The organism is Bacillus multifaciens, assembly GCF_030756675.1.
In the GTDB taxonomy this organism is placed as follows: Bacteria; Bacillota; Bacilli; order Bacillales; family Bacillaceae_G; genus Bacillus_A; species Bacillus_A multifaciens.
In genome coordinates, this window is record NZ_JAVBXD010000021.1 from 38,236 (window position 1) to 64,763 (window position 26,528).

The window sequence follows — 26,528 nt, forward strand, 5'->3', positions numbered from 1 at the left end:
CCATCCTTTTCTATGTTGAAAAGTATTATTAAATATCAGAATGCATTTCTTCTTTAACTACTTTTAATTGTTTTTTTATTTCTTTCTTATCTGCTTCTTTGTTTTTAATCTTCGTTTCTAACTTATCTAGTAACATGAAAATTTTTTTATCCATACTGACATAAATTTTAAAATTAGGATACGTCTTTTCTAATGTCTGTTTCATTTCCTTTTTTAATTTCTTTAGTTGAAAGCGTTCATGGTGCTCTGGTTTCGCGGCTACGTATAGTTCGTTATTAAAATTAACCGCTTTAACATCAATTACTTCTTCCATATTAAAAATCTGATCTTTCGCTTGATTTGCTATGGATTGATCAATATTCTCCATACTGACATTTTTTAATGGTGTATCCTTTTTATTTGTTTGGTGCTCTTCTTTCTCACTTGCTTCTTTTTTTACTTTTTTATCTAGTGGACTGTTGCAGCCGCTTAGGAAACTGAAGAAGAGAAGGAATAACAAAGTAATGATCCTAAATTTTCGCATTGTATCATTCCGTTTCTATCGCTCTATGTAATTTGAGGTGAAAAAAGGATGATATTGTATCACCCTTTTTCTGGTTCAGCATAAAGTGGGTATTATTTTGTTTAAAAAGCCCTTTACTGCTGTGTATATTGAGGTTCTTCTTGTTGAACCTCTTGAACGCGCGGAGTTAAAGAATCAATAATGGATTGCGTTTGTTGTGCTGCGCTTTGGAATAATTGCTTCGCTTGTTGGTTATCGGTATCAAGAGCAAATCCTTCTAAGCTTGCTTGTGCACTTTTTAATCCTGAAACAGTTTGTTTAAGTTTCGTAATTACAGTCATAACGTAATTCCTCCTCTAGTTGAATTGAATTTCAATCATTAGAATTTGTGAATGTGTGTGGAAATATAATTACCAATTTTAGGTTCCTTTCGAGATTTATAAATTTTTATCTCTATATAATTTGAGAACATAATGCTTTTTGATGACAAATTATAATATCAGTAGTTATATTTACTTAAGAATAACGATTATGCATGAATTTGTAGGCTATTGATTGAGGGTATCTTTCGGAAGTACATATTTTATATTTCGTTGTTCAAAATATTATGTATCAATTCAAATTAGGAGAGTAAAAATTAGTAAATAGCGATTAAAAGGAGAAAGAGTCATGGATCATCACACTTTAGTTAGATGGTTGGAAGCAGTGTTAATTATAGTTGCATTAATTGCAATTTGGTTTTCTGCAAGTAATTTCAGTAGTGTGAAGCGTTTTTTAATTGGTCGTCCGATGCGAACGTCAGAGCTTCATGCGCACCATAACAAATTATTTTGGTTAATTGCGCTGCCTATTCTGTCAGCGGATTTGTATTCATCTGTTGCATATGGACCTGAATCAGGAATGACAGAGCTGGCAGGACTTGGTCCTGATGCGAAATGGTTGATTATGCCGATTACCATTTCGACTATCGTTCTCTTGGCAATTTTGATTGTGTCGTATATTATGGGGATTTTGGCATATCCAAACGGCGGGGGAGCGTATGCTATTGCGAAAGATAACTTCAAGCAGCGCTGGGTTTCTCTTGTTGCCTCTAGTTCTTTGCTTGTTGATTATGTATTGACCGTAGCGGTATCCGTATCTGCAGCGATAGAAGCGATTTCTTCTGCGTATCCTGTAGTCGCTCCATATGAAACGATTTTGGCGATTTTATGCGTCGTTCTTTTAGTACTTATAAACTTGCGCGGGGTAGCAGAGTCAGCTCGCGTATTTGCTTGGCCGACATTTGGTTTTATGATTTGTATGTTAACTTTAATTTTCACAGGATTTTTTGATGAACTTCGTCACGGGTTTGTTCAACCGAGTACACCGAGCTTTGGAACAGTTCCAGAAGGTTTAACAACTTTATTAATTTTGAAGGCGTTCAGTTCAGCTTGTTCAGCACTTACAGGAATTGAGACAATTTCAAATGCAGTTCCTATTTTTAGGGAACCGCAGCAAAAAAATGCAATTAGAACGTATATTGCTTTAGGTACGATTACAGCTGTGACACTTTTAGGGTTTTCGTATCATCTGTATGTGAAAGGAGTTACGCCAGATCCGCACAACACGATGTTGTCGCAGTTGACTGGTATGTATTTTGGACATGGAATTTTATATCAAGTAATTATATGGTTTACGTTTATTGTGTTAATTTTAGCGGCAAACTCCACATTTACAGGATTTTCTCAGCTTGCTGCGATTGTAGCGGCAGACGGATATTTACCTCGAAGTTTAACAAATCGCGGAGACCGTTTAGGATATTCAAATGGAATTATTGCGCTAGCATCGTTGGCATGTATTTTGATTATATCGTTTCATGCCCATACGAATGCATTAATTCCACTATACGCAATCGGTGTTTTTCTTTCGTTTACAGTAGCGCAAATTGGTTTAATGCGCCGCTGGAAACGAGTAAAAGGATCGCATTGGAAAATCAAGTTTACGATTAATACAGTTGGTGCTGTAATTACATCAATTGTTGCCGTTATTTTTGCTGTTACAAAGTTTACAGGCGGTGCTTGGGTGGTATTAGTTGTCTTACCTATTATTATTTTCATCTCAATGTCCATTCACAAACATTATGAAGATGTAGCAAAAGAATTGCGCATCGATATGCAAACGGTACGTCCAGAAGCAAGCGATGTAGTTACGCTCGTTTTAGTGTCAGGCGTTCATCGTGTTGTGAACAACACGATATCCTTTGCGAAAAGTGTAGATGTTGATCCGATTGCTGTATACGTTGGTTTCGATGATGCATCTATAAATAAAATGGAGAAAAAATGGAAAGACTGGGGAACTCCTTGTAGACTGGTCGTTCTACGCAGTAAATATCGTTCTATTCTTGAACCGCTGAATCGTCTTATTAAAACAATAGAGGCGAAACAAAAAAATGGGGGACATATTCATATTATTATTCCGCAGTTTATTCCGCACAAATGGTGGCATCATGCATTGCATAACCAAAGTGCACTTCTGTTACGCATGTGGTTTATGCGTAATAAAGATATCGTCATTACAACGGTTCCGTATCATTTGCATAAATAATATCGTTTCATTATTGGCGGCCTACATCGTTACGCGATGTGGCCGTTATTCAATAATTGCGACATAAGAAGTAATTGCTTCCAAAACGAAGATATCGTATAATAAACAGTGCACGATAGGATAAAGAGAAGTTCTTTTGCAGTAGAATGATAATGCGCCCATAGCTCAGTCGGATAGAGCGGTGGTTTCCGGTACCACGTCTGCCGGGGGTTCGAATCCCTCTGGGCGCGTCGAAAAGTCCTAACTTACATTTGTAGGTTAGGGCTTTTTTTATTTGTAGTAATAGTATGTAAGTGAAATTTATGTTATTATATCTAAAATTAGTAGTTGCTATTAGTATTTGGTGTTTATTTTTGAGAATGTGGAGTTGTTTTCTTTCAATATTATTCATTTTTCGGTTGTAAGATGCAAATTTCATTAATACATATAAGTTAACAATATTTTGGAATGGGTATCTGTGCAGGATTCTCCTTTTTATAAACTTATTGTACAATAGAAGTGAGGGGGAGATTAGGTTGAAAGCAAGTCTTTTACAAGAACAAAGTTTACGTTTGGCAATGACGCAAGAGTTAAGACAAGCGATTACAATGCTCCAGTACAATGTGCAGGAATTAACGGAGTTTTTGTATGAGCAATCGCTGGAAAATCCCCTTATCGAGCTAAATGGCTTTGACAGGGAAAAGAAAAAGAGTAAAACAACGAGTAAACAAACTGAGAATCAAATGGAAATCTACAGTGTGGATTCCACAACGATTCAACAGCATTTAGTAAACCAATTACAGTATTATAAAATAGATGAAGAGCAAAGGAAAATTGCTTCATTTATCATTTTAAATGTGGATGAGAACGGGTATTTACAAGAAACGAATGAAGAATTAGCGTCGTTATTATCGGTATGTATAGAAAAAGTAAATAGCTGCATGGAGCTTGTTCAATCATTAGAGCCAGCAGGGGTAGGAGCGAGAAATATTCAAGAATGTCTATCCATCCAATTAAAGCGCTTACAAAAAAGAAACGCTTTAGCAGAAATGATTGTAGATGAGTATTTTGCATATTTCGTAAAGAAAGATTGGCGCAAGTTAGCAAATGTATTGAAGTGTAGTACGGAAGAATTACAGGAAGCTGTTCATGTGATTACATCGCTGCAGCCGAAACCAGGTTTGGCGTTTTCTTCGGAAAAGCCGCTGTACATTGTTCCAGATATGGCGGTGAAAAAAGAAGGAAATCGCTTGGTGATTCAGATGAATGAACGTAATATGCCGAGAATTGAAATCCATTCAGAATATAGTGAGCTGCTTCATAATAGTGAAAGTGACGTCGCTTCTTATGTTTCGGAAAAATATCAGCATGTCCAATGGATTATGCGTAGTTTAAAACAAAGAAAGCAAACGCTTTTAAATGTAATGGAAGTAATTATTGAAAAGCAGCGCGACTTTTTTATGAATGGTCCACAATATTTAAAGCCGCTTGCGTTAAAAGAGGTAGCGGAAATATTAGGTGTCCATGAGTCAACGATTAGCCGAGCAACGCGCAATAAATATGTGCAAACACCGTATGGTTTATTTGAAATGAAGTCATTCTTTAGTAACGCGGTAGCAACAACAGAAGACGCAGCCATTTCAACGAAGAGGGTGAAGCAGCTTATCGGGGAGTTTGTAGAGAAAGAAAATAAGAAAAAACCACTTTCAGATCAAAAGATTTCAAAAATGTTAGAAGAAGAACACGAAATTGTTGTTTCACGCAGAACAGTAGCGAAATATCGCGAACAGTTAAATATCCCAGCTTCTTCTCTGCGAAAAACAATTGTATAGGTGATGGATATGGAGGTTATTCTATACACAAAAGAAGAATGTGGTCTTTGTCAAAAGGCGAAAAAACTTCTGCAAGAACTGCAAGATGAATACGTATTTGATTTGAAGGAAATAAATATTTATGAGGATGAACAGCTGTTAGAGAAGTACCATCTTATGATTCCCGTCGTTGAAATCGAAGGGGAAGAGGTGGAATATGGAATTATTCACAAAGGTGTCATAATAAACAGCATAATTCGTACGATAAGAGTTGAATAACTTTTGATCTCCTGTTACAATAATAAATGTAGCAGGGATTATTTTTTTACTCCATGTGGGACACAATATGTCACTACGGGACATATAATGACCATATAGAGAATGAACCAATGTAGTGAGGAGATATAATATGATGCGCTCATGGATTCAGTACACAAAAAAATTATTACCTGATCTGCTACCTGTTATGCAAAAGAGAATGCAAATTCTTCAGTACATCCGGTTAACACAACCTATTGGTAGAAGAAATTTATCTGCAAGTCTTGGTATGACAGAACGAGTATTACGAAGTGAAGTACAAGTTTTGAAAGATGAGAACTTGATTCACGTCGCCTCTTCTGGAATGACATTAACAGAAGAAGGAACAGCTGTTGTTCTTGCTTTGGAAGACTTTATGAAAGAAATTTCTGGTTTGAAGGTTTTGGAAAAGCAGCTTAAGGAAACATTAGACTTGGATGAAGTTTTCGTTGTCCCTGGTGATAGTGATGAATCACCTTGGGTCAAGCTGGAGATGGGCCGCGCTTGTGCCTCTTGTATAAAAGATCGTCTAACAGCGAATAATATCGTTGCTGTGACTGGAGGAACCACGATAGCTGCCGTAGCTGATATGATGCAAATTGATTGCAGGGATCTACATATGTTATTTGTCCCAGCACGCGGTGGAATAGGAGAAAGAGTGGAGCTAGAAGCAAACACGATTTGTGCAAAAATGGCGCAAAATACGATGAGTAATTATCGCTTATTGTACGTTCCTGACCACGTAAGCAGCGAAGCATACGCATCCATTGTGACAGAACCTTCTGTGAAAGAAATTCTTGAGTTGATTCGATCTTCCAATATTGTCATTCACGGAATCGGTGATGCCTTAACAATGGCGCGTAGAAGAAGTACTTTAGAAGCAGATTGGATGAAAATTAAAGAGAACAAAGCGGTCGGTGAAGCCTTTGGATACTACTTCAACGAACAAGGTGAAGTCGTTCATAAAGTGCAGACAGTAGGCATGCAGCTTGAAGATTTACAAAATGTATCTCATGTCGTGTCAGTTGCTGGAGGTTCATCAAAAGCAAAAGCAATTCAAGCAGTAATTAAGCAAGGGCACACTTCGTTACTAATTACAGACGAAGGTGCAGCAAAAGAGTTAGTAAAGGGTAAATAACCCTTAATATACATCCCCCAAGGAGGAAATTCAAATGACTAAAATTGGTATTAATGGATTTGGCCGTATCGGACGTGTGGTATTCCGCGCAGCTCTTAACAACCCTAACGTGGAAGTAGTAGCAATTAACGACTTAACAGATGCAAAAACATTAGCACATCTTTTAAAATATGATTCTGTTCACGGAACAGTAAACGCAGAAGTATCTGCAAACGGCGACAGCATCGTTGTTAACGGTAAAGAAATCAAAGTTATCGCTGAGCGCGACCCAGCTCAATTACCATGGAGCGACTACGGTGTAGAAGTAGTAGTTGAATCTACTGGCCGTTTCACTAAAAAAGCAGACGCTGAGAAGCACTTAGGTGGATCAGTTAAAAAAGTTATCATCTCTGCACCAGCTTCTGACGAAGATATCACAATCGTTATGGGTGTTAACCATGAGCAATATGATGCAGCTAACCATAACGTAATCTCTAACGCTTCTTGTACTACAAACTGCTTAGCTCCATTTGCTAAAGTATTAAACGAAAAATTCGGCATGAAGCGCGGTATGATGACAACAATTCACTCTTACACTAACGACCAACAAATTTTAGACTTACCACATAAAGATTTACGTCGTGCACGTGCAGCAGCAATGAGCATGATCCCAACTACAACTGGTGCAGCGAAAGCAGTAGCATTAGTATTACCAGAACTTAAAGGTAAATTAAATGGTGGTGCAGTTCGTGTTCCAACTGCTAACGTATCTCTTGTTGACTTAGTTGTTGAGCTTGAGAAAGAAGTAACAGTTGAAGAAGTAAACGCAGCATTCAAAGCAGCAGCTGAAGGCGAATTAAAAGGTATCCTTGGATACAGCGAAGAGCCATTAGTATCTATCGACTATAACGGATGCACAAGCTCTTCTACAATCGATGCATTATCTACAATGACTATGGAAGGCAACATGCTTAAAGTTCTTTCTTGGTACGACAACGAAACTGGTTACTCTAACCGCGTAGTTGACTTAGTAGACTACATCGCTTCTAAAGGTCTTTAATTCTTAAGTTTATCAGTTATTAATGACAAAACGAGGGAGAGGGTTTGTTCCCTCTCTCTTCTTTCGTTTTATAAGCAAATGTGATAAGCTTTTGAATGGGTTTTGTCAATCCTAACTAGTCGGAGGGAAATCCAATGAACAAAAAATCAATTCGTGACGTAGATTTAAAGGGTAAACGAGTATTTTGCCGCGTTGACTTCAACGTACCAATGAAAGAAGGCAAAATTACAGACGAGACTCGCATTCGCGCGGCTCTTCCTACAATTCAATATTTAGTAGAGCAAGGTGCGAAAGTGATTTTAGCAAGCCATTTAGGTCGTCCAAAAGGACAAGTAGTAGAAGAAATGCGTCTTACTCCAGTAGCTGCACGTTTAGGTGAGCTTCTTGGTAAAGACGTGAAAAAAGCGGACGAAGCATTCGGACCTGCTGTACAAGAAATGGTTGCAGCAATGAATGAAGGCGATGTATTAGTTCTTGAAAACGTACGTTTCTATGCGGGCGAAGAAAAGAACGATGCAGAACTTGCGAAAGAATTTGCAGCTCTTGCTGATATTTTCGTAAACGATGCATTCGGTGCGGCTCACCGTGCTCATGCTTCTACTGCAGGTATTGCAGATTACTTACCAGCAGTATCAGGTTTCTTAATGGAAAAAGAATTAGAAGTACTAGGTAAAGCACTTTCTAATCCAGATCGTCCATTTACAGCAATCATCGGTGGTGCGAAAGTAAAAGATAAAATCGGTGTAATACGTCATCTACTTGATAAAGTTGATAACTTAATCATTGGCGGTGGACTTGCTTATACATTTGTAAAAGCACAAGGTCATGAAATCGGACAGTCTCTATGTGAAGACGACAAAATTGAATTAGCAAAAGAGTTTATGCAACTTGCAAAAGAAAAAGGTGTAAACCTCTACATGCCAGTTGATTGCGTGGTTGCAGATGAGTTCTCTGAAACTGCAAACCGACAAGTTGTGGATATCGATTCTATTCCTGCTGATTGGCAAAGTTTAGATATCGGACCGAAAACAAGTGCAATTTATGCAGATGTAATTAAAAACTCTAAGCTTGTTGTATGGAACGGACCAATGGGCGTATTCGAAATGGCTCCATATGCAGAAGGTACAAAAGCAGTAGGACAAGCATTAGCAGATGCAGAAGGTACATACTCTGTTATCGGCGGTGGTGACTCTGCAGCAGCTGTTGAAAAATTCGGTATGGCTGATAAAATGAGCCACATTTCTACTGGCGGCGGTGCGTCATTAGAATTTATGGAAGGTAAAGAACTTCCTGGTGTAGTTTGTCTTAACGACAAATAATTAGCAGCCAAGAAAAAGGACGGTGCAAAGCATGCGTAAACCAATTATCGCAGGTAACTGGAAAATGAATAAAACTCTATCTGAAGCAGTTAGCTTCGTAGAGGAAGTAAAAGGTCAAATCCCAGCAGCGGCAGCTGTCGATGCAGTTGTTTGCTCTCCAGCTCTTTTCTTAGAGCGTCTTGTAGCAGCGGCAGAGGGAACTGACTTACAAGTAGGTGCACAAAACATGCACTTCGAGAAAAATGGTGCATTCACTGGCGAAATTAGCCCAGTGGCACTTAGCGACTTAAAAGTGAGCTACGTAGTACTTGGCCACTCTGAGCGTCGTGAAATGTTTGCTGAAACAGACGAAACAGTAAACAAAAAGACTCTTGCAGCATTTGAACATGGTTTAACACCAATCGTTTGCTGTGGTGAAACGTTAGAAGAGCGCGAAAGCGGAAAAACATTTGATCTTGTAGCAGGTCAAGTGACGAAAGCACTTGCAGGCTTAACAGAAGAGCAAGTAAAAGTAACTGTTATCGCATATGAGCCAATTTGGGCGATCGGTACAGGTAAATCTTCTTCTGCACAAGATGCAAACGAAGTATGTGCGCACATCCGTAAAGTTGTTGCTGAAGCTGTTTCTCCGGCAGCTGCAGAAGCAGTTCGTATTCAATACGGCGGTAGCGTAAAACCTGAAAACATTAAAGAATATATGGCACAATCTGATATCGATGGTGCTTTAGTTGGTGGTGCAAGCTTAGAGCCTGCTTCCTTCTTAGGTCTTTTGGAGGCGGTAAAATGAGAAAGCCAACAGCTTTAATCATTCTTGATGGTTTCGGTTTACGTGAAGAAACATACGGGAATGCTGTAGCGCAAGCTAAGAAACCTAATTTCGACGGTTACTGGAACAAGTTCCCTCACACAACGCTTACAGCGTGCGGTGAAGCGGTAGGTCTTCCAGAAGGTCAAATGGGTAACTCTGAGGTAGGTCACTTAAATATTGGTGCCGGCCGCGTTGTATATCAAAGCCTAACACGTGTGAACGTTGCAATTCGTGAAGGTGAGTTCGATCAGAACGAAACGTTCCAAAGTGCAATGAAACACGTAAAGGAAAAAGGTACAGCTCTTCATTTATTCGGTTTACTTTCTGATGGCGGTGTGCATAGTCATATTGACCATATGTTTGCTCTTCTTCGCCTAGCTGCAAAAGAAGGTGTGGAGAAAGTATATCTCCATGCATTCTTAGATGGCCGCGATGTTGGTCCGCAAACAGCAAAAGGGTATATCGATGCAACAAATGAAGTAATGAAAGAAACAGGAGTAGGACAGTTCGCGACAATCTCCGGTCGTTACTACTCCATGGACCGTGACAAGCGTTGGGATCGCGTTGAAAAATGTTACCGTGCCATGGTGAATGGCGAAGGCCCTACTTACAAAACAGCATATGAGTGTGTGGATGACTCCTATGCAAATGGTATCTATGATGAATTCGTATTGCCGTCTGTAATGGTAAATGAAGATGAAACGCCAATTGCAACAATCAATGATGATGATGCAATCATCTTCTACAATTTCCGTCCAGACCGTGCAATTCAAATTGCTCGTGTATTTACAAACGAAGACTTCCGTGAGTTCGATCGTGGTGAAAAAGTACCTCGCATTCCAGAATTCGTTTGTATGACACACTTTAGCGAAACGGTAAAAGGTTACGTAGCATTCAAGCCAATGAACTTGGATAATACGTTAGGTGAAGTTGTTTCACAAGCGGGATTAAAACAACTTCGCATTGCGGAAACTGAAAAGTATCCGCACGTTACATTCTTCTTTAGCGGTGGTCGTGAGGCTGAATTCCCAGGAGAAGAACGTATCTTAATTAACTCACCAAAAGTCGCAACATACGACTTAAAACCAGAAATGAGCATTTATGAAGTAACGGATGCTCTTGTAAATGAAATTGAGAATGATAAACATGATGTGATCATTCTAAACTTTGCAAACTGTGATATGGTTGGCCATTCTGGGATGATGGAACCAACAATTAAAGCGGTAGAAGCAACTGACGAATGTTTAGGAAAAGTTGTAGAAGCGATTCTTGCAAAAGATGGTGTAGCACTTATTACTGCTGACCATGGTAATGCTGATGAGGAGTTAACTCCAGAAGGCACACCGATGACAGCTCATACAACGAACCCGGTTCCTTTCATCGTTGCAAAAGAAGGTATTGAGCTTCGTGAAGGCGGTGTTTTGGGAGATATCGCACCAACAATGCTTACACTTCTTGGCGTTGAACAGCCAAAAGAAATGACAGGTAAAACAATTATTAAATAATTACACATATAAAAGGAGAGAAATAATATGCCAGCAATTTTAGATGTTTATGCTCGTGAAGTTTTAGACTCTCGTGGTAACCCAACTGTAGAAGTAGAAGTATACACAGAAAGCGGCTCATTCGGACGCGCATTAGTACCAAGTGGTGCATCTACTGGTGAATACGAAGCAGTAGAATTACGTGACGGTGACAAATCTCGTTACCTAGGTAAAGGTGTTCTTAACGCAGTAAATAACGTAAACGAAATTATCGCTCCAGAAATCGTTGGTTTCGATGTAACTGACCAAGCTGGAATCGACCGTGCTATGATCGAATTAGACGGCACTCCAAACAAAGGTAAATTAGGCGCTAACGCTATTCTTGGTGTATCTATGGCAGTAGCTCATGCAGCAGCTGACTATGTAGGTCTTCCATTATACCGTTACCTTGGTGGATTCAATGCAAAACAATTACCAACTCCAATGATGAACATCATCAACGGTGGTTCTCACGCTGACAACAACGTAGACTTCCAAGAGTTCATGATCTTACCAGTTGGTGCGCCAACATTCAAAGAAGCAATCCGTATGGGTGCTGAAGTATTCCATGCATTAAAAGCTGTATTACATGACAAAGGTCTTAACACAGCAGTAGGTGACGAAGGTGGATTCGCTCCAAACCTTGGTTCTAACCGTGAAGCATTAGAAGTAATCATCGAAGCAATCGAAAAAGCTGGTTACAAAGCTGGCGAGAACGTATTCTTAGGAATGGACGTTGCTTCTTCTGAGTTCTACAACAAAGAAACTGGTAAATATGATCTTACAGGTGAAGGTCGCAGCATGACTTCTGCAGAAATGGTTGATTTCTACGAAGATCTTTGCAACAACTTCCCAATCATCTCTATTGAAGATGGTTTAGACGAAAACGACTGGGATGGCCATAAGTTATTAACTGACCGCCTTGGTAAAAAAGTTCAATTAGTTGGTGACGACTTATTCGTAACGAACACACAAAAACTTGCTGAAGGTATCGAAAAAGGTATCTCTAACTCAATCTTAATTAAAGTTAACCAAATCGGTACTTTAACTGAAACTTTCGAAGCAATCGAAATGGCTAAACGTGCTGGTTACACAGCAGTTGTATCTCACCGTTCTGGTGAAACTGAAGATGCTACAATCGCTGACATCGCAGTTGCAACTAACGCTGGCCAAATCAAAACTGGTTCTATGAGCCGTACTGACCGTATTGCAAAATACAACCAATTATTACGCATCGAAGACGAACTAGGCGAAATCGCTGTTTACGATGGTTTAAAATCTTTCTACAACTTAAAGAAGTAATTTCTGTAAGGTAGAATAGTATTGCTTTTAACCTCCTATAATTGTGGAATATCCACAGTTATAGGAGGTTTTTTATTTATATATAGAAACCGCTGAAAAATGAAAAAACACTTGGCAATGAGTTCAATTTCAGATATAACTAAGAGTAAAGTTGATAATGGAGGAAGGTTTTATGAAAAAAATTATTGCGGTTTCCAGTTTTGTACTTCTTATAGGAGCAGGATGTAGCAGTGAAAAAACTGTAAAGACTGATGAGCCTAAAACAGTAGCAGTACAAAAAGAGAAAGAGAAAGCTAAAGAACTAACAGCAAAAGATATTTTTACGAAGGCTACTGATCAATTCAAAAAAGAAGAACATGTTACAATGACCGGTGATTTGAATACGAAGGTCGCTAATATGTCACAACATACGAAAATTAAAGCGCAGATTGAGCCGAATAAAGGAAATTCCCGAACTGAAATGAATTTGAACGGGACAGATCTTGTTATTCTTGAAGTAGGAGAGAAGATTGCTGCTGAAGTAAAAGATCCAAACTCAGGAAAGCTTATTCCGGTTCCGGTAGATAAATTAAATCAAGTAAACGCGAATGATTTCAAAACAGCTAAAAATACGATAGAAGAACTTGAGAAAACATTACAACTGACAGATAAAGTGAAAGTGGAGAAAGACGGAGATAAATATAAACTTTCATTTCAGTTAAACGGACAAGAAGCAAAGGACTATTTAATCAGTGTGAATGAAAATGCGAAAAGCACACTTGAACGCGAAGGTGCAACTGTTGATTCACTGCATGCAGAGTATGTCATTACAAAAGAATTTAAAGTTGAATCTATTAAGACAAATGCTGAGATGAAAGCGGGTAAAGACACTATTCAAATTACAGGAGATACAAAAATTTCTTATGATGAGAAGTTCAATCCGATTCAATTACCAGAAGGGAACTAATAGAATTTCTTTCGAAAAAACAATTGCGAAGTGAAGCAATTGTTTTTTTTTTGTGACACTCGAAAATTTTGAAAATATAAACTTTAGATGCCGATTAAAAATAAAAAATGCTCATTTCGTCTACAAATACAGTAAAGATAAGAATGAAAGCGCATACCACATTGTGCTTTATTTGTCAATTATATAAATTGCAGGTTTTGCCAATCTGTACTATGATAAATATAAAAGATGTCAAGAATTGCATAATGAAGGATGATAGACAGATGAAATTCACAAAAATTATTATCCAAGTAGCAGCACTTTATATATTTTATATGATTGGAGCGTGGATAGAAAGAGCGCTTCATCTTCCGGTTCCGGGAAGTTTAATAGGGATGTTTTTGTTATTTATATTGCTTGGTTTGAAAGTCCTTCCTGTGAAATGGTTTGATTTTGGAGCAGAAACATTGGTTGATCTTATGCCATTTTTATTAATTCCTTCAATTATTGGTTTAATGAATTATGGTTCTTTTTTTGTGCATAAAGGTATTTCGCTATTACTTACTGTTGTCGTGAGTACGTTTTTAATTATCGTTGCAGCAGGACATACAGGACAATACTTTGCGAATAGGAAGGAAAAAGAGATACAATGAGTATAGTAATTGGAATTATTTGGATTATATTAACAGTGTTATTATATCAATTTTCAAAGAAGATTTATGAGTGGTTTCCAACGCCGTTTACCATTCCCATGCTTGTAACAACAGCTTTGATGATTATATTGTTAGTTGTATGTGATATACCGTATCAACAATATATGCAAAGTGGTGGGGGTTGGATTTCGAAATTGCTTGGACCCGGTGTAGTAGCGTTTGCAATCCCGCTTTATAACCAACGCGACGTTTTGAAGAAATATATTGTACCAATTGCTGGCGGTGTATTGGTAGGAACAATCGTTGCCATTACAAGTGATATGATCATTGCAACTGTTATGGGAACGGATAAAAGTTTAATTTTATCTTCCTTACCGAAGTCAGTAACGATGCCAGTAGCGATGAGTGTGTCAGAAGAAGTTGGCGGTGTACCATCGTTAACGGCCGCTTTCGTAGTAGTTGCCGGGATATCTGGAACGATTTCTGGTCCTTTTCTATTAAAATGGAGCAGAGTGACAAATTCTGTTGGAAGAGGAATTGGGTTTGGTTGTGCATCGCATATTATGGGCGTTATGCAGGCGATGAAAAACAATGAGAATGAAGGCGTAATTGGATCGGTAACGATGACATTAACAGCAATCTTAACATGTTTACTAGGCCCGTTATTTGCAGCGTTTTTTATTTAATCTGGTGAAGTATTAGGCGTATGAGACGCTCTCGCTTTTCCAATTCTTTTATGTTACATTTAAAGTAATTGAAACTTTAGGAGGCATGTAAAGTGCATACGTTTTTATCAGTTTTACTTATTATTGTATCGCTGTTATTAATTGTACTTGTATTAATGCAATCTAGTAAGAGTGCTGGTTTATCCGGTGCAATTTCTGGCGGCGCGGAGCAATTATTCGGCAAGCAAAAGGCACGTGGAGTAGAGGCTGTATTAAACCGCATTACAATTGTTCTTGCTGTATTATTCTTCGTGTTAACATTTGCTGTTACGTATTTACAAGTATAACTAAAAAAGATTCGCCTTTTTGGGTGGAATCTTTTTTTATTTCTCCAGAGAAAATTTCTGATTAGATTATGGAAAAGAAACTATGTTACACTATGAATAGACAATATATAAATACAAATTAAAAAACGACATAAAAACCTCTTTTCTTTTTAGGGGAGGACGAGAGCATCTGGCCATGCATGGAAGCGGTCAGTGCCTTTTTCTGCCACGTGCCAGGTTTAAAACAAAAGGAGAAAGCAAGTAGCGGTCATGTTGTATTGTGCACGGCAGCGATTTATGTGTCGGAAAATTAAAATGGACATATATATGAAGATTACATTATAGGAAGAGAAGGAGATCGTGAAATGAAACTAGCATCCCCAAAACCATTTACATTTGAAGCGGGAGAACGTGCAGTTTTACTATTACATGGTTTTACAGGAAATTCTGCTGATGTTCGTATGCTTGGACGTTATTTAGAGACAAAAGGCTACACATGTCATGCCCCGATTTATAAAGGTCATGGTGTACCACCAGAGCAGCTTGTGCACACTGGTCCAGAAGACTGGTGGAAAGATGTAATGGAAGCATATCAACATTTAAAAGATAAAGGATATGAAAAGATTGCAGCTGTTGGCTTGTCGCTTGGCGGTGTCTTTTCATTAAAACTTGCTTATACAATGCCGATTATCGGAGTGGTACCAATGTGTGCCCCAATGTACATTAAAAGCGAAGAAACAATGTACCAAGGTATACTAGCGTACGCACGCGAATATAAAAAGCGTGAGCGTAAATCACCAGAGAAGATTGAAGAAGAGATGTTTGCGTTTAAACAAACACCGATGAACACATTAAGAGCACTGCAAGAGTTAATTCGCGATGTGCGCAATAACATTGATATGATTTACGCACCAACGTTTGTTGTGCAAGCGCGCCATGACGAAATGATTAATACAGATAGCGCAAATATTATTTATAATGGAGTAGAATCAAATGTAAAAGAAATTAAGTGGTACGAAGATTCTACACATGTAATTACGCTTGATAAGCAGCGTGATGAGCTGCATGAAGATGTATATAACTTCTTGGAGCAACTAGACTGGTAAGATCTAGTTGCCTCTTTTTTAACTATGTAATAATTAAAAAACCTTTTCTTTTTAGGGTTGGCGAGAGGGACTGGCGATGCGTAGGAGCGGTCAGTGCCTGTTTGTGCCACGTGCGAGGTTAAAACAAATGGATGAAATGAGTGAGGATTACTTTTTGTTTATATGGCAGGAAGTTATATGCTAAAAACCGAATCCACAAACCCTTTTCTTTTGGGGGTTGGCGAGAGCAGGTTCCTATATGTTGAAGCATCAAAATGGATGTATATAGGACAACATCATTTATATATGGTTATCTTTTCGGATACAATATAAAATACGAGGATTTAGAAGGAGGTTTTTGTACTTGGAGGAAATGATTCAAGCAAATATCGATAAGTTGTTATCGTTTATGAAAGAAGAAGCATATAAACCGCTTACTGTGCAAGAGTTAGAAGAAGCGTTCGGTATTGAAGATGCAGCAGATTTTAAAGAGTTTGTGAAAGCACTTGTCATTATGGAGGAAAAAGGACTTGTTGTGCGAACAAGAAGTAATCGCTATGGTCTTCCAGAGAAAATGAATTTAGTGCGCGGCAAACTCATTGGACATGCCCGCGGCTTTGCATTTGTCGTACCAGAAGAAAAAGGGACAGATGATATTTTCATACCGCCAACAGAATTAAAAGGCGCACTGCACGGTGATATAGTATTAGCGCGTATTAGTTCAGAGTCAAGCGGTTCGCGCAAGGAAGGGACAATTGTTCGTATTATAGAGCGCGGAACAAAAGAATTAGTTGGTACATATACAGAATCGAAAAACTTTGGCTTTGTGATTCCTGATAATAAACGCTGGACGAGCGATATTTTCGTTCCAAAAAATGCTTCTATGGGTGCGGTAGAAGGGCATAAAGTTGTTGTTAAAATTACAAGCTATCCGCAAGATCGTTTAAGTGCAGAAGGAGAAGTTATTCAAGTTCTTGGTCATAAAAACGACCCGGGCGTTGATATTTTATCTGTTATTCATAAGCATAACTTACCGCTTGCATTCCCGGCAGATGCAATGGAGCATGCGAACAGTGTACCAGAAACAATTGATGAGAACGATTTACAAGGGCGCCGCGATTTACGAGATCAAACAATTGTTACAATCGATGGTGCGGATGCCAAAGACTTAGATGATGCGGTTACAGTAACGAAGCTTGAGAACGGCAATTACAAGCTTGGTGTACACATTGCGGATGTAAGTCATTACGTGACAGAAGGCTCAGCTATTGACCGCGAGGCAGCTGAGCGTGGAACGAGTATTTATCTTGTAGACCGCGTAATCCCGATGATTCCGCATCGTTTATCTAACGGCATTTGTTCATTAAATCCAAAGGTAGACCGCTTAACTTTATCTTGTGAAATGGAAATTAATGACCAAGGGGAAGTAGTGAAGCATGAAATTTTCCAAAGTGTGATTAAAACAGCGGAGCGTATGACGTACTCTGATGTGAAGCGCATTTTGGATGATGAAGATGAAGAATTAATGGCGCGTTATGAGCCATTAGTCCCAATGTTCCAAGAGATGGGGAAACTAGCTGCTATTTTACGTGAAAAGCGTATGCGCCGCGGAGCCATTGACTTTGACTTTAAAGAAGCGAAAGTACTAGTAGATGAAGAAGGTAAGCCAACAGATGTTGTATTGCGTGAGCGTTCTGTTGCTGAAAAGCTTATTGAAGAATTTATGCTAGTCGCAAACGAAACGGTTGCAGAGCATTTCCACTGGATGAACGTACCGTTTATGTACCGCGTTCACGAAGATCCGAAAGAAGATAAATTAGAGCGTTTCTTTGAGTTTATTACAAACTTTGGATATGCAGTAAAAGGCCGCGGAAACGAAGTGCATCCGCGTGCGCTGCAACAAATTATAGAAATGGTACAAGGTCAACCAGAAGAGGTTGTTATTTCAACAGTTATGCTTCGTTCCATGAAGCAAGCACGCTACGATGCAGATAGTTTAGGGCACTTCGGTTTATCGACAGAGTTTTATACACATTTCACATCACCAATTCGTCGTTATCCAGATTTAATTGTGCACAGATTAATTCGCACGTATTTAATTAACGGAAAAGTGGACAGTGAAACACAAGCAAAATGGCGTGAAAACTTACCGGATATTGCGGAGCATTCTTCTAATATGGAGCGCCGCGCTGTTGAAGCAGAGCGTGAAACAGATGAACTGAAAAAAGCAGAATATATGCTTGATAAAATTGGTGAGGAATACGACGGAATCATTAGTTCTGTAACAAACTTCGGTTTATTCGTAGAACTTCCAAATACAATTGAAGGCCTTGTTCATGTTAGCTATTTAACAGATGACTACTATCGCTATGATGAACGTCATTTTGCGATGATTGGCGAACGCACAGGTAATGTTTTCCGTATTGGTGATGAAATTACAATTCGCGTGATTAACGTAAACAAAGATGAACGCGCGATTGACTTTGAAATTGTCGGTATGAAAGGCAGTGTGAAACGACAACGAAAAGATCGTCCTGTTGTCATTGAACAGCCGAAAGGAAATAGAAAAAAACGCGGCGACCGTGATAACAATCGCGGCGGACAAGAAAAAGACTCAAACCGCAACGGAAAACGAAATGGCAGCAAAAAGAACAAGCCATTCTTTGAAAATGCACCGAACTTTAAGAAGAAAAAGAAAAAACGTAAGTAAGAAAGAAGCCATATATGGCTTCTTTCTTCATATTTTGCTACAATAGTACAAATGAAGGGAGGCAAAGATAGAGATGCCAAAAGGTCAAGGAAAAGTCATTGCACAAAATAAAAAAGCATTCCATGATTATTTTATTGAAGAAACATATGAAGCAGGTCTTGTCCTTCAAGGAACAGAAATTAAGGCGATTCGTGCAGGTCGTGTAAACTTAAAAGATGCTTTTGCACGTGTGCAAAATGGTGAAGTATGGGTACATAATATGCACATTAGTCCGTATGAACAAGGAAATCGGTTTAACCATGAGCCGCTTCGTACAAGAAAGCTACTTCTTCACAAAAAAGAAATTTTAAAGCTAATTGGATATACGAAAGAAACAGGTTATACGCTTGTACCGCTTAAAATTTATTTGAAAAATGGATTTGCGAAAATGGCACTTGGTTTAGGTAAAGGTAAAAAACAATACGACAAACGCCATGATTTAAAAGAAAAAGAAGCAAAACGTGAAATTGCACGTGTATTCCGCGATCGTCAAAAAATGTAATACAGAAATTTACAATTGCAAAATGGCGATCGTGTGCTATAATAACAAATGTAAGGCCAGTTGAACATTGAAAAACAGCTCAATAGTAGCTATCACGAATATACTTCGTATGCTCCATTTCTTATATGGGGACGTTACGGATTCGACAGGGGTAGTTCGAGCTTAGGTTGCGAGTCGAGGGGATCGGCCTCGTTAAAACGTCAAAGCCTATAACTGGCAAACAACAAAACAACTTCGCTTTAGCTGCTTAATAACAGCTTTTAGCGGTTCGCCCCTCCATCGCCCATGTGGTAGGGTAGCGGACTCACTCTAAGTGGGCTACGCCGGAGTTCACCGTCTGAGGACAAAGGAAGAGAACAACCAGACTAGCAATTCGGAAGCCTGTCGATAGGCTGAAGGATTTGCGAAATGCTAATATATCGACTACACTCGTAGAAGCTTAAGTGCCGATACTTTTGGACGTGGGTTCGACTCCCACCGTCTCCACCAATACATATTTGGTGGTTTTTTTATTTTTTGTGATTTGAAGCATAAATCTTCCGTTTAGGAAGACTTATGCTTCTTTTTGTTTTTGGAAGACTTATGCTTCTTTCACTTGGGTTGGTATATTAGCTTTTTATTACAAAGTCAAAAACTTTATTATCAGTTTTCAAAAGAGTGTTACTATTTACTTTCCAAAAAAAGGATCATTAATTGACACTCAATTAACAATCTTTTATCTAAATGTAGTTTTTGAAAAAAGTTTGATTATAATTCACTTAGAATTCTTTAATCGAAAAGGTATAAAACGGTGCAATTTTTTTGAAAACAATATAACTTTCTTTAAAACGGTACATCTTTTTTAGGAACAGTGCGACTTTATTTCAAAGTTACATGAGCCTGTCGTCGTTTGCTTTCTGTTTGTTCCTTTTCCGCAACTATAACCATAAGTTGAAGAACTCCTTTCTTGTAACTTTAGGAGATAATTTGCGCAGTTTTTAAATGGTAATTTGCATATAGATAAAAAAAACTAAAAAAGGGGTTAGATTCCTTTCTCAAGTTCTTTTTTGAGGCGATAAACGGTTGGGCTTGTCACACCATTTTTTTCAGCATTCTTTTTTATAAGTAATCCTGATTTTAGCATTTGGATGATTTAATAATAAACAGCTTATTTCTGAGGATTTCTCGCAGCTGGTCCATAAAAGATTGGTCGTCCTTGATACCCCCCTTTTTTTTCGCGATTTTTATTCCCTGAGCCTGTCATCGTTTGCTTTCTATTCGTTCCTTTTCCGCAATCATAGTCAAAAGTTGAAGAACTCCTTTCTAACCTAAATATTTCTTAGTTATTGGTTTTATAATATAAAAGTCCCCCTCATTATGTAAGTGAGGGGGACTTAATTTTAGAAGCAATTAAACGAATTTTAATTCCATTGAAGATCAATTAATTTCATTGATTATTTTTCCTGTTTTATCAATTTTTAGTTCCCATACTTCTTCAGAACTTCCTGTATCTGTTTTTAATTTAAGTTTTATCGCATATACATCATAATTTTCATGACGTTGTATATTTTCTATTTTTCCATCTGTAATAAGTTTACCCTTTGTAATTGTGGTATAAATTTTTTGAGATAATTCCTGCAGTTCTTGTTGACTTAATTTACTTATATTTTTCCCTATAGCAGCTTCCGAAAAAGCTAATGGAAGCAATTTGTCTTGCGTATAGAGTTGATATAAAAAATTTTTTACAACTTCATCGTTTGAATCTCCTTTTGATTTTTTTATGTTTTCTTTTTCTTCTAATGTATATGCTTGTTGTTCTACAGGAGTTTCTACAGATTCCTCAGTTGAATTACTAGTAGTGTCTTTCTTGTTTTCCGAATTTGAATGTTCTCCTTCTAATTGATTTTTTGGAGAATTTTGCTTAGATTCAGCATACACTTTATTACTGTTCTTTTTTTCAATACCTATACTATAGGTTATGTAACCAGCACCTAAAAGTATAATCATAGATACTATACTTAATATCATTAGATTTTTTCTTTTCATCATTTGTCACCTTCTACTTAAAAATATATTTCATTAATGGTGTTGTTGAAATTAAGCAAATCTAAATTCTGCGAGATCTATAAATCTAACGTTTTTAAATTTATGTTTTTCAATAATTTCTTTCACTTTTTCTGTCACAATAATGACTCTAGGCCAGTTTTTGAAGAAAAATATGTCTGAACCATCCCATTCTTTTGTATTTACACTTAAGCCTTCTATAGTACGTTTATTCTCTAAAATTTTTCCACAATGCTGGCATTTTTTAATTTGCTCACCATTGCTGTGACATATATATCCCCCATCACCATGAACAGCCAATTCTTTTAATCTTTTTACATGCTCCAAAGGCAGTTTCATAAACGGTATTGATTCCTCTTCTAAAATAAAGGGCTCAAGAGAAAATCCTGTTATATTATTGTCTAATAATGCCTTCTGCATTTTATCACTGATGAATTTATATGAAGGTGTTGTGTAAAAATCTGCCATTCTTTTTCCTTGAAAGTATATTCTTAATGGATGTTGTTTTACCCTCAATATTCCACCACATGTGTCACAACTTTCTTTAGCAAATTTGTTAACACCTTCTATTGGTTCTGCAAAATTAGCATAAGTTTCTCTCATTATATAAAAAGTCAAAATCATCACTTCCTAATCATTTTTTTGGTTTGGCTTGATATGGTTTCATTCCAGCTCCTTCTACCATAGAGTTTAACTTATCTTCTATCTGTTGTGCAGTAGCATCTTCATTTTCTGCAATCCATTCTTTCCAAATTCTATTCCAATTTTTACCTAAAGGACTTTTGTTTGTATGGATACCATTGTCTACTTTTAATTTATGTAATCCACGTGGTAAATCGTAGTAGTATCTTGGGTCATTTACATCTATACCATGCTCTTTAAACCATGGTGAAAATTGTTCTGGAAGGCCATGATGAACGTCACCTTTTGCTGCATATCCTGTATATTTTTCGAAGATACTTCTTTGTTTATTCTGTCTTTTTGTCGCTGTAATTAACTCTTTTGCCTCTTGTTTAGCCTCTTTTGTTAATTTAACAGAACCCTTGCCAACAAGCTTACCTTCTCCACCACCTACTACACTTAAAACTAGTACTAAACGTTCATATGCTGATCCATGATTATTTGCTAGCTCTCCTAAGGCGAAAGCTTGTCCTAGGACAGGGTACCATTCAAAGAAAGAAACCATTCTTTCGTCCAATTCAGGATCACGATAACCTGATGGAAAATTGTAATCTATATCGTTTATTTTAAATCCTGAGAAATTGTATGCGTTAAATTTAAAGTTTAAATCCATGTTATGTATTATTCTTCTAGCCTCATCCAGATCACTCGTATCTATATCTATCTTTAAATCTAAGTCTAGATTTGATAAATTAATAATTGTTTCATCTAGCCTGTCATTTAGTTCTGACATCGATTGATTTATTTGATCTATGCCTTCATTCATCTGATTCATGCCTTCATTCATTTCATTAATGATTGAAATTGAGGTATTAATTAGCCCATTAATTCCATTCAGAGCTTCATTCATCTGATTCATGCCCGCATTCATTTCATTAATGATTGAAATTAAGGTATTAATTAGCCCATTAGTTCCATTAAGGGCTTCATTCATCTGATTCATGCCCGCATTAACTTCATTCAGAGCTTCATTCATCTGGTTCATGCCTTCAAGTATCATTTTGTTATTTTCGTCTATCGCATGATTTAATTTATCAAATGCTTCTTTTAGTTCTTTAGGAAGTCTATCTAATTCAGCCGCGGTTTGATCCCATGATTTATCCGGAGAAAAGAGACCCACTCCTCCGTATGATGAATAATCACAGACTCCCACCTGATTATTCTCAACAAGAGTAAGATTATCAATCCAAACCTTCCCGCTTGCTTTGTTATTTGGATAAGAGATTTGAATTATAATTTCAGCTTCTGTGATTTTTTCAGAAGTTTTAAATATTAATTTTTTGTTAAACCAATCCGTATTGGGCTTTTCAGGAACATAAATTGTTTTATAAATATATTTTTCTGAAACAGGAACATTATATCCGCCTAATACAATGTTAATTTTCACAACTGCATTACTTAAATTTTCACTCTTAATCCAGCTATCAAAAACATAACTTTGGTTTGGTTTAACCTTAACGGATTGCTTTAGTATGACATTCCCATAATCATTAGTCTTAGGTTTAACATCTACTTTTAAAGATGAATTTCCAATACCTTGTGGTGCATGAATCGTTTTATCTTGAGATAAGGTACTTAAATCATTATAGGGTTCACTTTTCCAATTATCGGTTATGTTTGACTCAAAACTATTATTAGATATTAAATTTGTTCCAGTTAATTTAATGTCAGAAGGTTTGATTTGTGAACCATTAATAGAAGTCAAATTTACGGAATCAAATAAAATAGTGCCATAAGAATCTTTTGTAGCAAGCTGACGAGTTGCTGACAATTTTACAAGTAATTTCTTGGTTGATAATGATGTTTTAAAAGTAAATTCTTTTTTCTCCCATTTATCTTGAGGGGTAAATTGAATTGTTTTTGTATGTAAGGCATCTACTACAGCATTTCCTTCACTATCTTTAAATTCTAAATCAACCTGTGGCTCGATTTCTTTAGAATTAGTTGTTTTTGCCCAAGCACTAAATTTGTAAGTTTTTAATGGTTCTACAGAAATTTCTTGATATGCAGCAATACAATTCCCGTACCATTCACCTTGACTTAATTTTAGTAATAATGAATTTCCACCTTTACTTTCAGGTGATTTTTCATTTTTACTTTGAGATATACTTCCTTTTTCATCAAACTTTGAAAATTTCCAATTTGAAACTGCATTTTCTTCTTCGAAATTGCCATCGTTTAATACATTATTTGAATTTATATTGTTATAATCTATTTTAGATAGAAATACACTACCGACCCATATATCTCCGCTTGTTTCACCTAAGAGAGTCCAACTTGGTGTTAATACAATTTCTACATATTTAGTTGTAGGAGAGGTTTTGAAAAATAATCCGTATTTTTTCCAATCTGATATATTCTGCACTTGCTTTTCATATCTTGGATTATCATCTGAAATAGAATAATTTTTCTCGTCTTTTAAAGAAACTTCAATAGTAGAATCAAGATTACTACCTAAACCTTTAATTAATGTATCTAAGCTATAAGATTGATTAGGTTCTACAGGAATTCTTTGGACTAATTTAGGTAAAAATTTGCTATATGACCATGAGCCTTTAGGAACCTCTATTTTATAAGATTGCTTATCATCTAAAGTAACTGTTTTCATATCAATGGAAGTTTTTCCAACAGTTCCAGAGGTGCTAGTGTCTACTTTCCAATTATTAAATTTTGTTGTTTGTCCAACAATCTTGGGCTGTATAGCGCTTAAATTAGCTGAGTCAAACCATATACTCCCCTTGGATGTTCCTAAATTTCTTCCAATTTGAATCTTAACTTCTATAAATGTTGTTGTGGGAGAGGTGGTGAAAACATTTTCGCTTTTATTCCACTTTTCTTTTGATTTAATTGGATATGTTTTTTTGCTTTGTTCGTCATTTATAACATTACTTTCATCTTTAAAGAACGTTAAATCAATATTTCCAGAGATATTTTCACCTGTTGTTTTACTCCAAATACTCATAGAGTATGTTTGATTCGGAGATACCTTCACCTTTTGCTTATACTCTACTAATGTTGATGATCCCATACTCCATTCATCTTTAGATACATCAACTCGAATAGAAGATGCACCAGATCCTTCAGGAGGTTTTTCTTTTGTATCTTTAAAGAGTTGTGCACCTGCATTTAGAGTTTTTTCCCATATCTGTTTCTCTAAATCACTTTCAAAGTCTCCGTTACCAATAAGGTTAGCATTGGTAATGTTATTATTGGTTTGTAACTCTTTATTTTTATAATAATGTGCTTGTATTAGTGCATTTCCACTAAGTTCTAAATATTCTATCACTACTTTATGAGTACCCGCAGTCATAGGAACGGTAGCCTTACGAGTGTCTCCAGCACTTCCTATCCAGGAATCAATAACTTTCATATTATCGACATATATGCGAACCCCATCATCAGCCTTAGCTTCAAATGTATAGTCTCCCTGAGAAAATTTATCGTATTTAGTATAACGTGCTGAAAAGTTGTCATTTGGAATATTTGTACTTGGAGATCGATCTTTCCAATCAAAGTCAATATTTTCAATCTTATTTTGCGAATTTTTACCTGCTAAAACAATAGCATCGCCTTTTAGTTCCTTATTGTTATAGTATTCTGCAATCCAAGTATTAGATTGTATAGCATTACTATACGGTTGGATATTGAACTGAACATTACTTCCTCCACCTAATTCTAAATACTGTACTTCTATCAAATGGGTGTCCTTTTCATTGGTTTTACCAATAGCACCAGCACCTGTATTATCTTGAATTGTAATTTTTTTAGCATGTTCTTTATCCCATTTTCCAGTATCCCATTCATCTATGGCGAGCTTTCCATCAATATATACACGCATACCATCATCCGCTTTTCCGCGAATAATATACTCACCTGCTGGTAACCGTTTTACTGTAGTATACCGAGCTGAAAAATTATTTGTTGGTACTTTTGAAGTCGGTGATCCGTCTCCATTATTTTCTACAAGTACTTTCTCATCGCCTTGTGGTGCAATAACTTTTGCATCAACTGGATATCCATCTAAATTAGTATTCGGATAATAATAAGCTAACCAAGAATCAAATGGTACAATATCGGAAAAGATAGCTGCTTGACCAGTATTTTCATAATAGTCAGTTTGAATTTTATGATTCCCTTGCTGTACATTGGTCACGATAGCACGGTCAATTTGTCCACCAACATCATACCAGCGATCAATAACTTGTTTCCCGTCAAAAGAAACTTTGACACGATCATCTGCTAGTGTCTGTACAAAATAGTTACCTGCATTTAAAGTTCTTGATTGATCAAATTTAGCTGTAAAATTGTCATTTTTCACACCTGAAGGTGCTCCGTAACCCCAGTTATAATGTACTTCACCACCTTTTTGTTCATATGTATCATTAGTTGCTGCATACCCATTTAAAGCTGGAATGGTTAATGTCATTGCGAGGAACATACTAGTGCACTTTTTAACCCATCCCCATTTCCTGATTATCACCATCTTGTTACTCCTTATATTAAATTAACAAAAATACAAAATTACACCTGAAATGTAATATATTCCTGTCATTATTAATAATATGACATTTTAATGTTTTTTTATATGGATTTTATGT

The 26,528-nt window shown here is 37.0% G+C and carries 21 protein-coding genes, 1 tRNA gene and 1 other RNA gene; 18 read left to right on the top strand and 5 right to left on the bottom strand.

Going from position 1 to position 26,528, the window contains the following annotated elements:
- Positions 1 to 28 precede the first annotated feature (28 nt).
- On the bottom strand, positions 29 to 523 hold the full coding sequence (locus Q9306_RS14300; protein WP_306199522.1) for a YhcN/YlaJ family sporulation lipoprotein: 495 nt from the start codon (positions 521 to 523) through the stop codon (positions 29 to 31).
- Positions 524 to 636: 113 nt separating this feature from the next.
- The gene (locus Q9306_RS14305; protein ID WP_306199524.1) at positions 637 to 843 is read right to left on the bottom strand and encodes a DUF1657 domain-containing protein; all 207 of its coding nucleotides are present in this window, start codon (positions 841 to 843) and stop codon (positions 637 to 639) included.
- Between the two features lie 328 nt (positions 844 to 1,171).
- Here Q9306_RS14305 and Q9306_RS14310 point away from each other — a divergent pair, with 328 nt between their 5' ends.
- From Q9306_RS14310 to ssrA, 18 genes are all read left to right on the top strand, one after another.
- The gene (locus Q9306_RS14310; protein ID WP_306199526.1) at positions 1,172 to 3,085 is read left to right on the top strand and encodes an APC family permease; all 1,914 of its coding nucleotides are present in this window, start codon (positions 1,172 to 1,174) and stop codon (positions 3,083 to 3,085) included.
- Between the two features lie 154 nt (positions 3,086 to 3,239).
- Positions 3,240 to 3,315, top strand: a tRNA-Arg gene (locus Q9306_RS14315).
- 285 nt (positions 3,316 to 3,600) lie between these two features.
- Positions 3,601 to 4,896 carry an RNA polymerase factor sigma-54 gene (gene rpoN / locus Q9306_RS14320; protein ID WP_306199528.1) on the top strand — a complete coding sequence of 432 codons (1,296 nt, stop codon included), beginning with the start codon at positions 3,601 to 3,603 and terminating at the stop codon, positions 4,894 to 4,896.
- 9 nt (positions 4,897 to 4,905) lie between these two features.
- The gene (locus Q9306_RS14325) at positions 4,906 to 5,154 is read left to right on the top strand and encodes a glutaredoxin family protein (protein WP_306199530.1); all 249 of its coding nucleotides are present in this window, start codon (positions 4,906 to 4,908) and stop codon (positions 5,152 to 5,154) included.
- Positions 5,155 to 5,287: 133 nt separating this feature from the next.
- The gene (locus tag Q9306_RS14330) at positions 5,288 to 6,310 is read left to right on the top strand and encodes a sugar-binding transcriptional regulator (protein ID WP_306199585.1); all 1,023 of its coding nucleotides are present in this window, start codon (positions 5,288 to 5,290) and stop codon (positions 6,308 to 6,310) included.
- A 34-nt stretch (positions 6,311 to 6,344) separates the two neighbouring features.
- Positions 6,345 to 7,349, top strand: a complete 1,005-nt coding sequence (gap, locus tag Q9306_RS14335; RefSeq protein WP_035430457.1) for a type I glyceraldehyde-3-phosphate dehydrogenase — start codon at positions 6,345 to 6,347, stop codon at positions 7,347 to 7,349.
- A gap of 134 nt (positions 7,350 to 7,483) precedes the next feature.
- Positions 7,484 to 8,668, top strand: a complete 1,185-nt coding sequence (locus Q9306_RS14340; RefSeq protein WP_306199531.1) for a phosphoglycerate kinase — start codon at positions 7,484 to 7,486, stop codon at positions 8,666 to 8,668.
- A gap of 31 nt (positions 8,669 to 8,699) precedes the next feature.
- The gene (tpiA, locus tag Q9306_RS14345) at positions 8,700 to 9,455 is read left to right on the top strand and encodes a triose-phosphate isomerase (protein ID WP_306199534.1); all 756 of its coding nucleotides are present in this window, start codon (positions 8,700 to 8,702) and stop codon (positions 9,453 to 9,455) included.
- Positions 9,452 to 10,981 (top strand): 2,3-bisphosphoglycerate-independent phosphoglycerate mutase, encoded by a 1,530-nt coding sequence (gene gpmI, locus Q9306_RS14350; protein WP_306199536.1) that lies wholly within the window; start codon positions 9,452 to 9,454, stop codon positions 10,979 to 10,981. The genes tpiA and gpmI overlap by 4 nt, the downstream gene beginning before the upstream one ends.
- 27 nt (positions 10,982 to 11,008) lie before the next feature.
- Positions 11,009 to 12,301 (top strand): phosphopyruvate hydratase, encoded by a 1,293-nt coding sequence (gene eno / locus Q9306_RS14355; RefSeq protein WP_090998036.1) that lies wholly within the window; start codon positions 11,009 to 11,011, stop codon positions 12,299 to 12,301.
- A 172-nt stretch (positions 12,302 to 12,473) separates the two neighbouring features.
- Positions 12,474 to 13,247, top strand: a complete 774-nt coding sequence (locus Q9306_RS14360) for a DUF6612 family protein (protein WP_306199539.1) — start codon at positions 12,474 to 12,476, stop codon at positions 13,245 to 13,247.
- Positions 13,248 to 13,510: 263 nt separating this feature from the next.
- Positions 13,511 to 13,879 carry a CidA/LrgA family holin-like protein gene (locus Q9306_RS14365; protein WP_306199541.1) on the top strand — a complete coding sequence of 123 codons (369 nt, stop codon included), beginning with the start codon at positions 13,511 to 13,513 and terminating at the stop codon, positions 13,877 to 13,879.
- Positions 13,876 to 14,565, top strand: a complete 690-nt coding sequence (locus Q9306_RS14370; RefSeq protein WP_306199543.1) for an LrgB family protein — start codon at positions 13,876 to 13,878, stop codon at positions 14,563 to 14,565. Before Q9306_RS14365 ends, Q9306_RS14370 begins: the two co-directional genes overlap by 4 nt.
- A gap of 92 nt (positions 14,566 to 14,657) precedes the next feature.
- A complete protein-coding gene (gene secG, locus Q9306_RS14375) occupies positions 14,658 to 14,891 on the top strand; it encodes a preprotein translocase subunit SecG (RefSeq protein WP_090915984.1) in 234 nt (77 codons plus the stop codon).
- 344 nt (positions 14,892 to 15,235) lie between these two features.
- Positions 15,236 to 15,976 carry an alpha/beta hydrolase gene (locus tag Q9306_RS14380; RefSeq protein ID WP_306199546.1) on the top strand — a complete coding sequence of 247 codons (741 nt, stop codon included), beginning with the start codon at positions 15,236 to 15,238 and terminating at the stop codon, positions 15,974 to 15,976.
- Positions 15,977 to 16,328: 352 nt separating this feature from the next.
- Complete coding sequence (rnr, locus tag Q9306_RS14385) at positions 16,329 to 18,665, top strand: ribonuclease R (RefSeq protein ID WP_371932388.1); 2,337 nt, start codon at positions 16,329 to 16,331, stop codon at positions 18,663 to 18,665.
- Between the two features lie 73 nt (positions 18,666 to 18,738).
- Positions 18,739 to 19,206 (top strand): SsrA-binding protein SmpB, encoded by a 468-nt coding sequence (smpB, locus tag Q9306_RS14390; RefSeq protein ID WP_272189096.1) that lies wholly within the window; start codon positions 18,739 to 18,741, stop codon positions 19,204 to 19,206.
- 127 nt (positions 19,207 to 19,333) lie between these two features.
- Positions 19,334 to 19,695, top strand: a transfer-messenger RNA (tmRNA) gene (gene ssrA / locus Q9306_RS14395).
- 927 nt (positions 19,696 to 20,622) lie between these two features.
- Here the strand turns inward: ssrA and Q9306_RS14400 are convergent.
- The 3 genes from Q9306_RS14400 to Q9306_RS14410 are packed head-to-tail and all read right to left on the bottom strand — an operon-like array spanning position 20,623 to position 26,356.
- Positions 20,623 to 21,234 (bottom strand): hypothetical protein, encoded by a 612-nt coding sequence (locus Q9306_RS14400; RefSeq protein WP_306199552.1) that lies wholly within the window; start codon positions 21,232 to 21,234, stop codon positions 20,623 to 20,625.
- Positions 21,235 to 21,282: 48 nt separating this feature from the next.
- Entirely contained in the window at positions 21,283 to 21,867 is a 585-nt protein-coding gene (locus Q9306_RS14405; RefSeq protein ID WP_306199554.1) for a hypothetical protein, read from the bottom strand.
- A gap of 16 nt (positions 21,868 to 21,883) precedes the next feature.
- Complete coding sequence (locus Q9306_RS14410; RefSeq protein WP_306199556.1) at positions 21,884 to 26,356, bottom strand: PA14 domain-containing protein; 4,473 nt, start codon at positions 26,354 to 26,356, stop codon at positions 21,884 to 21,886.
- Between the last annotated feature and the right edge of the window lie 172 nt (positions 26,357 to 26,528).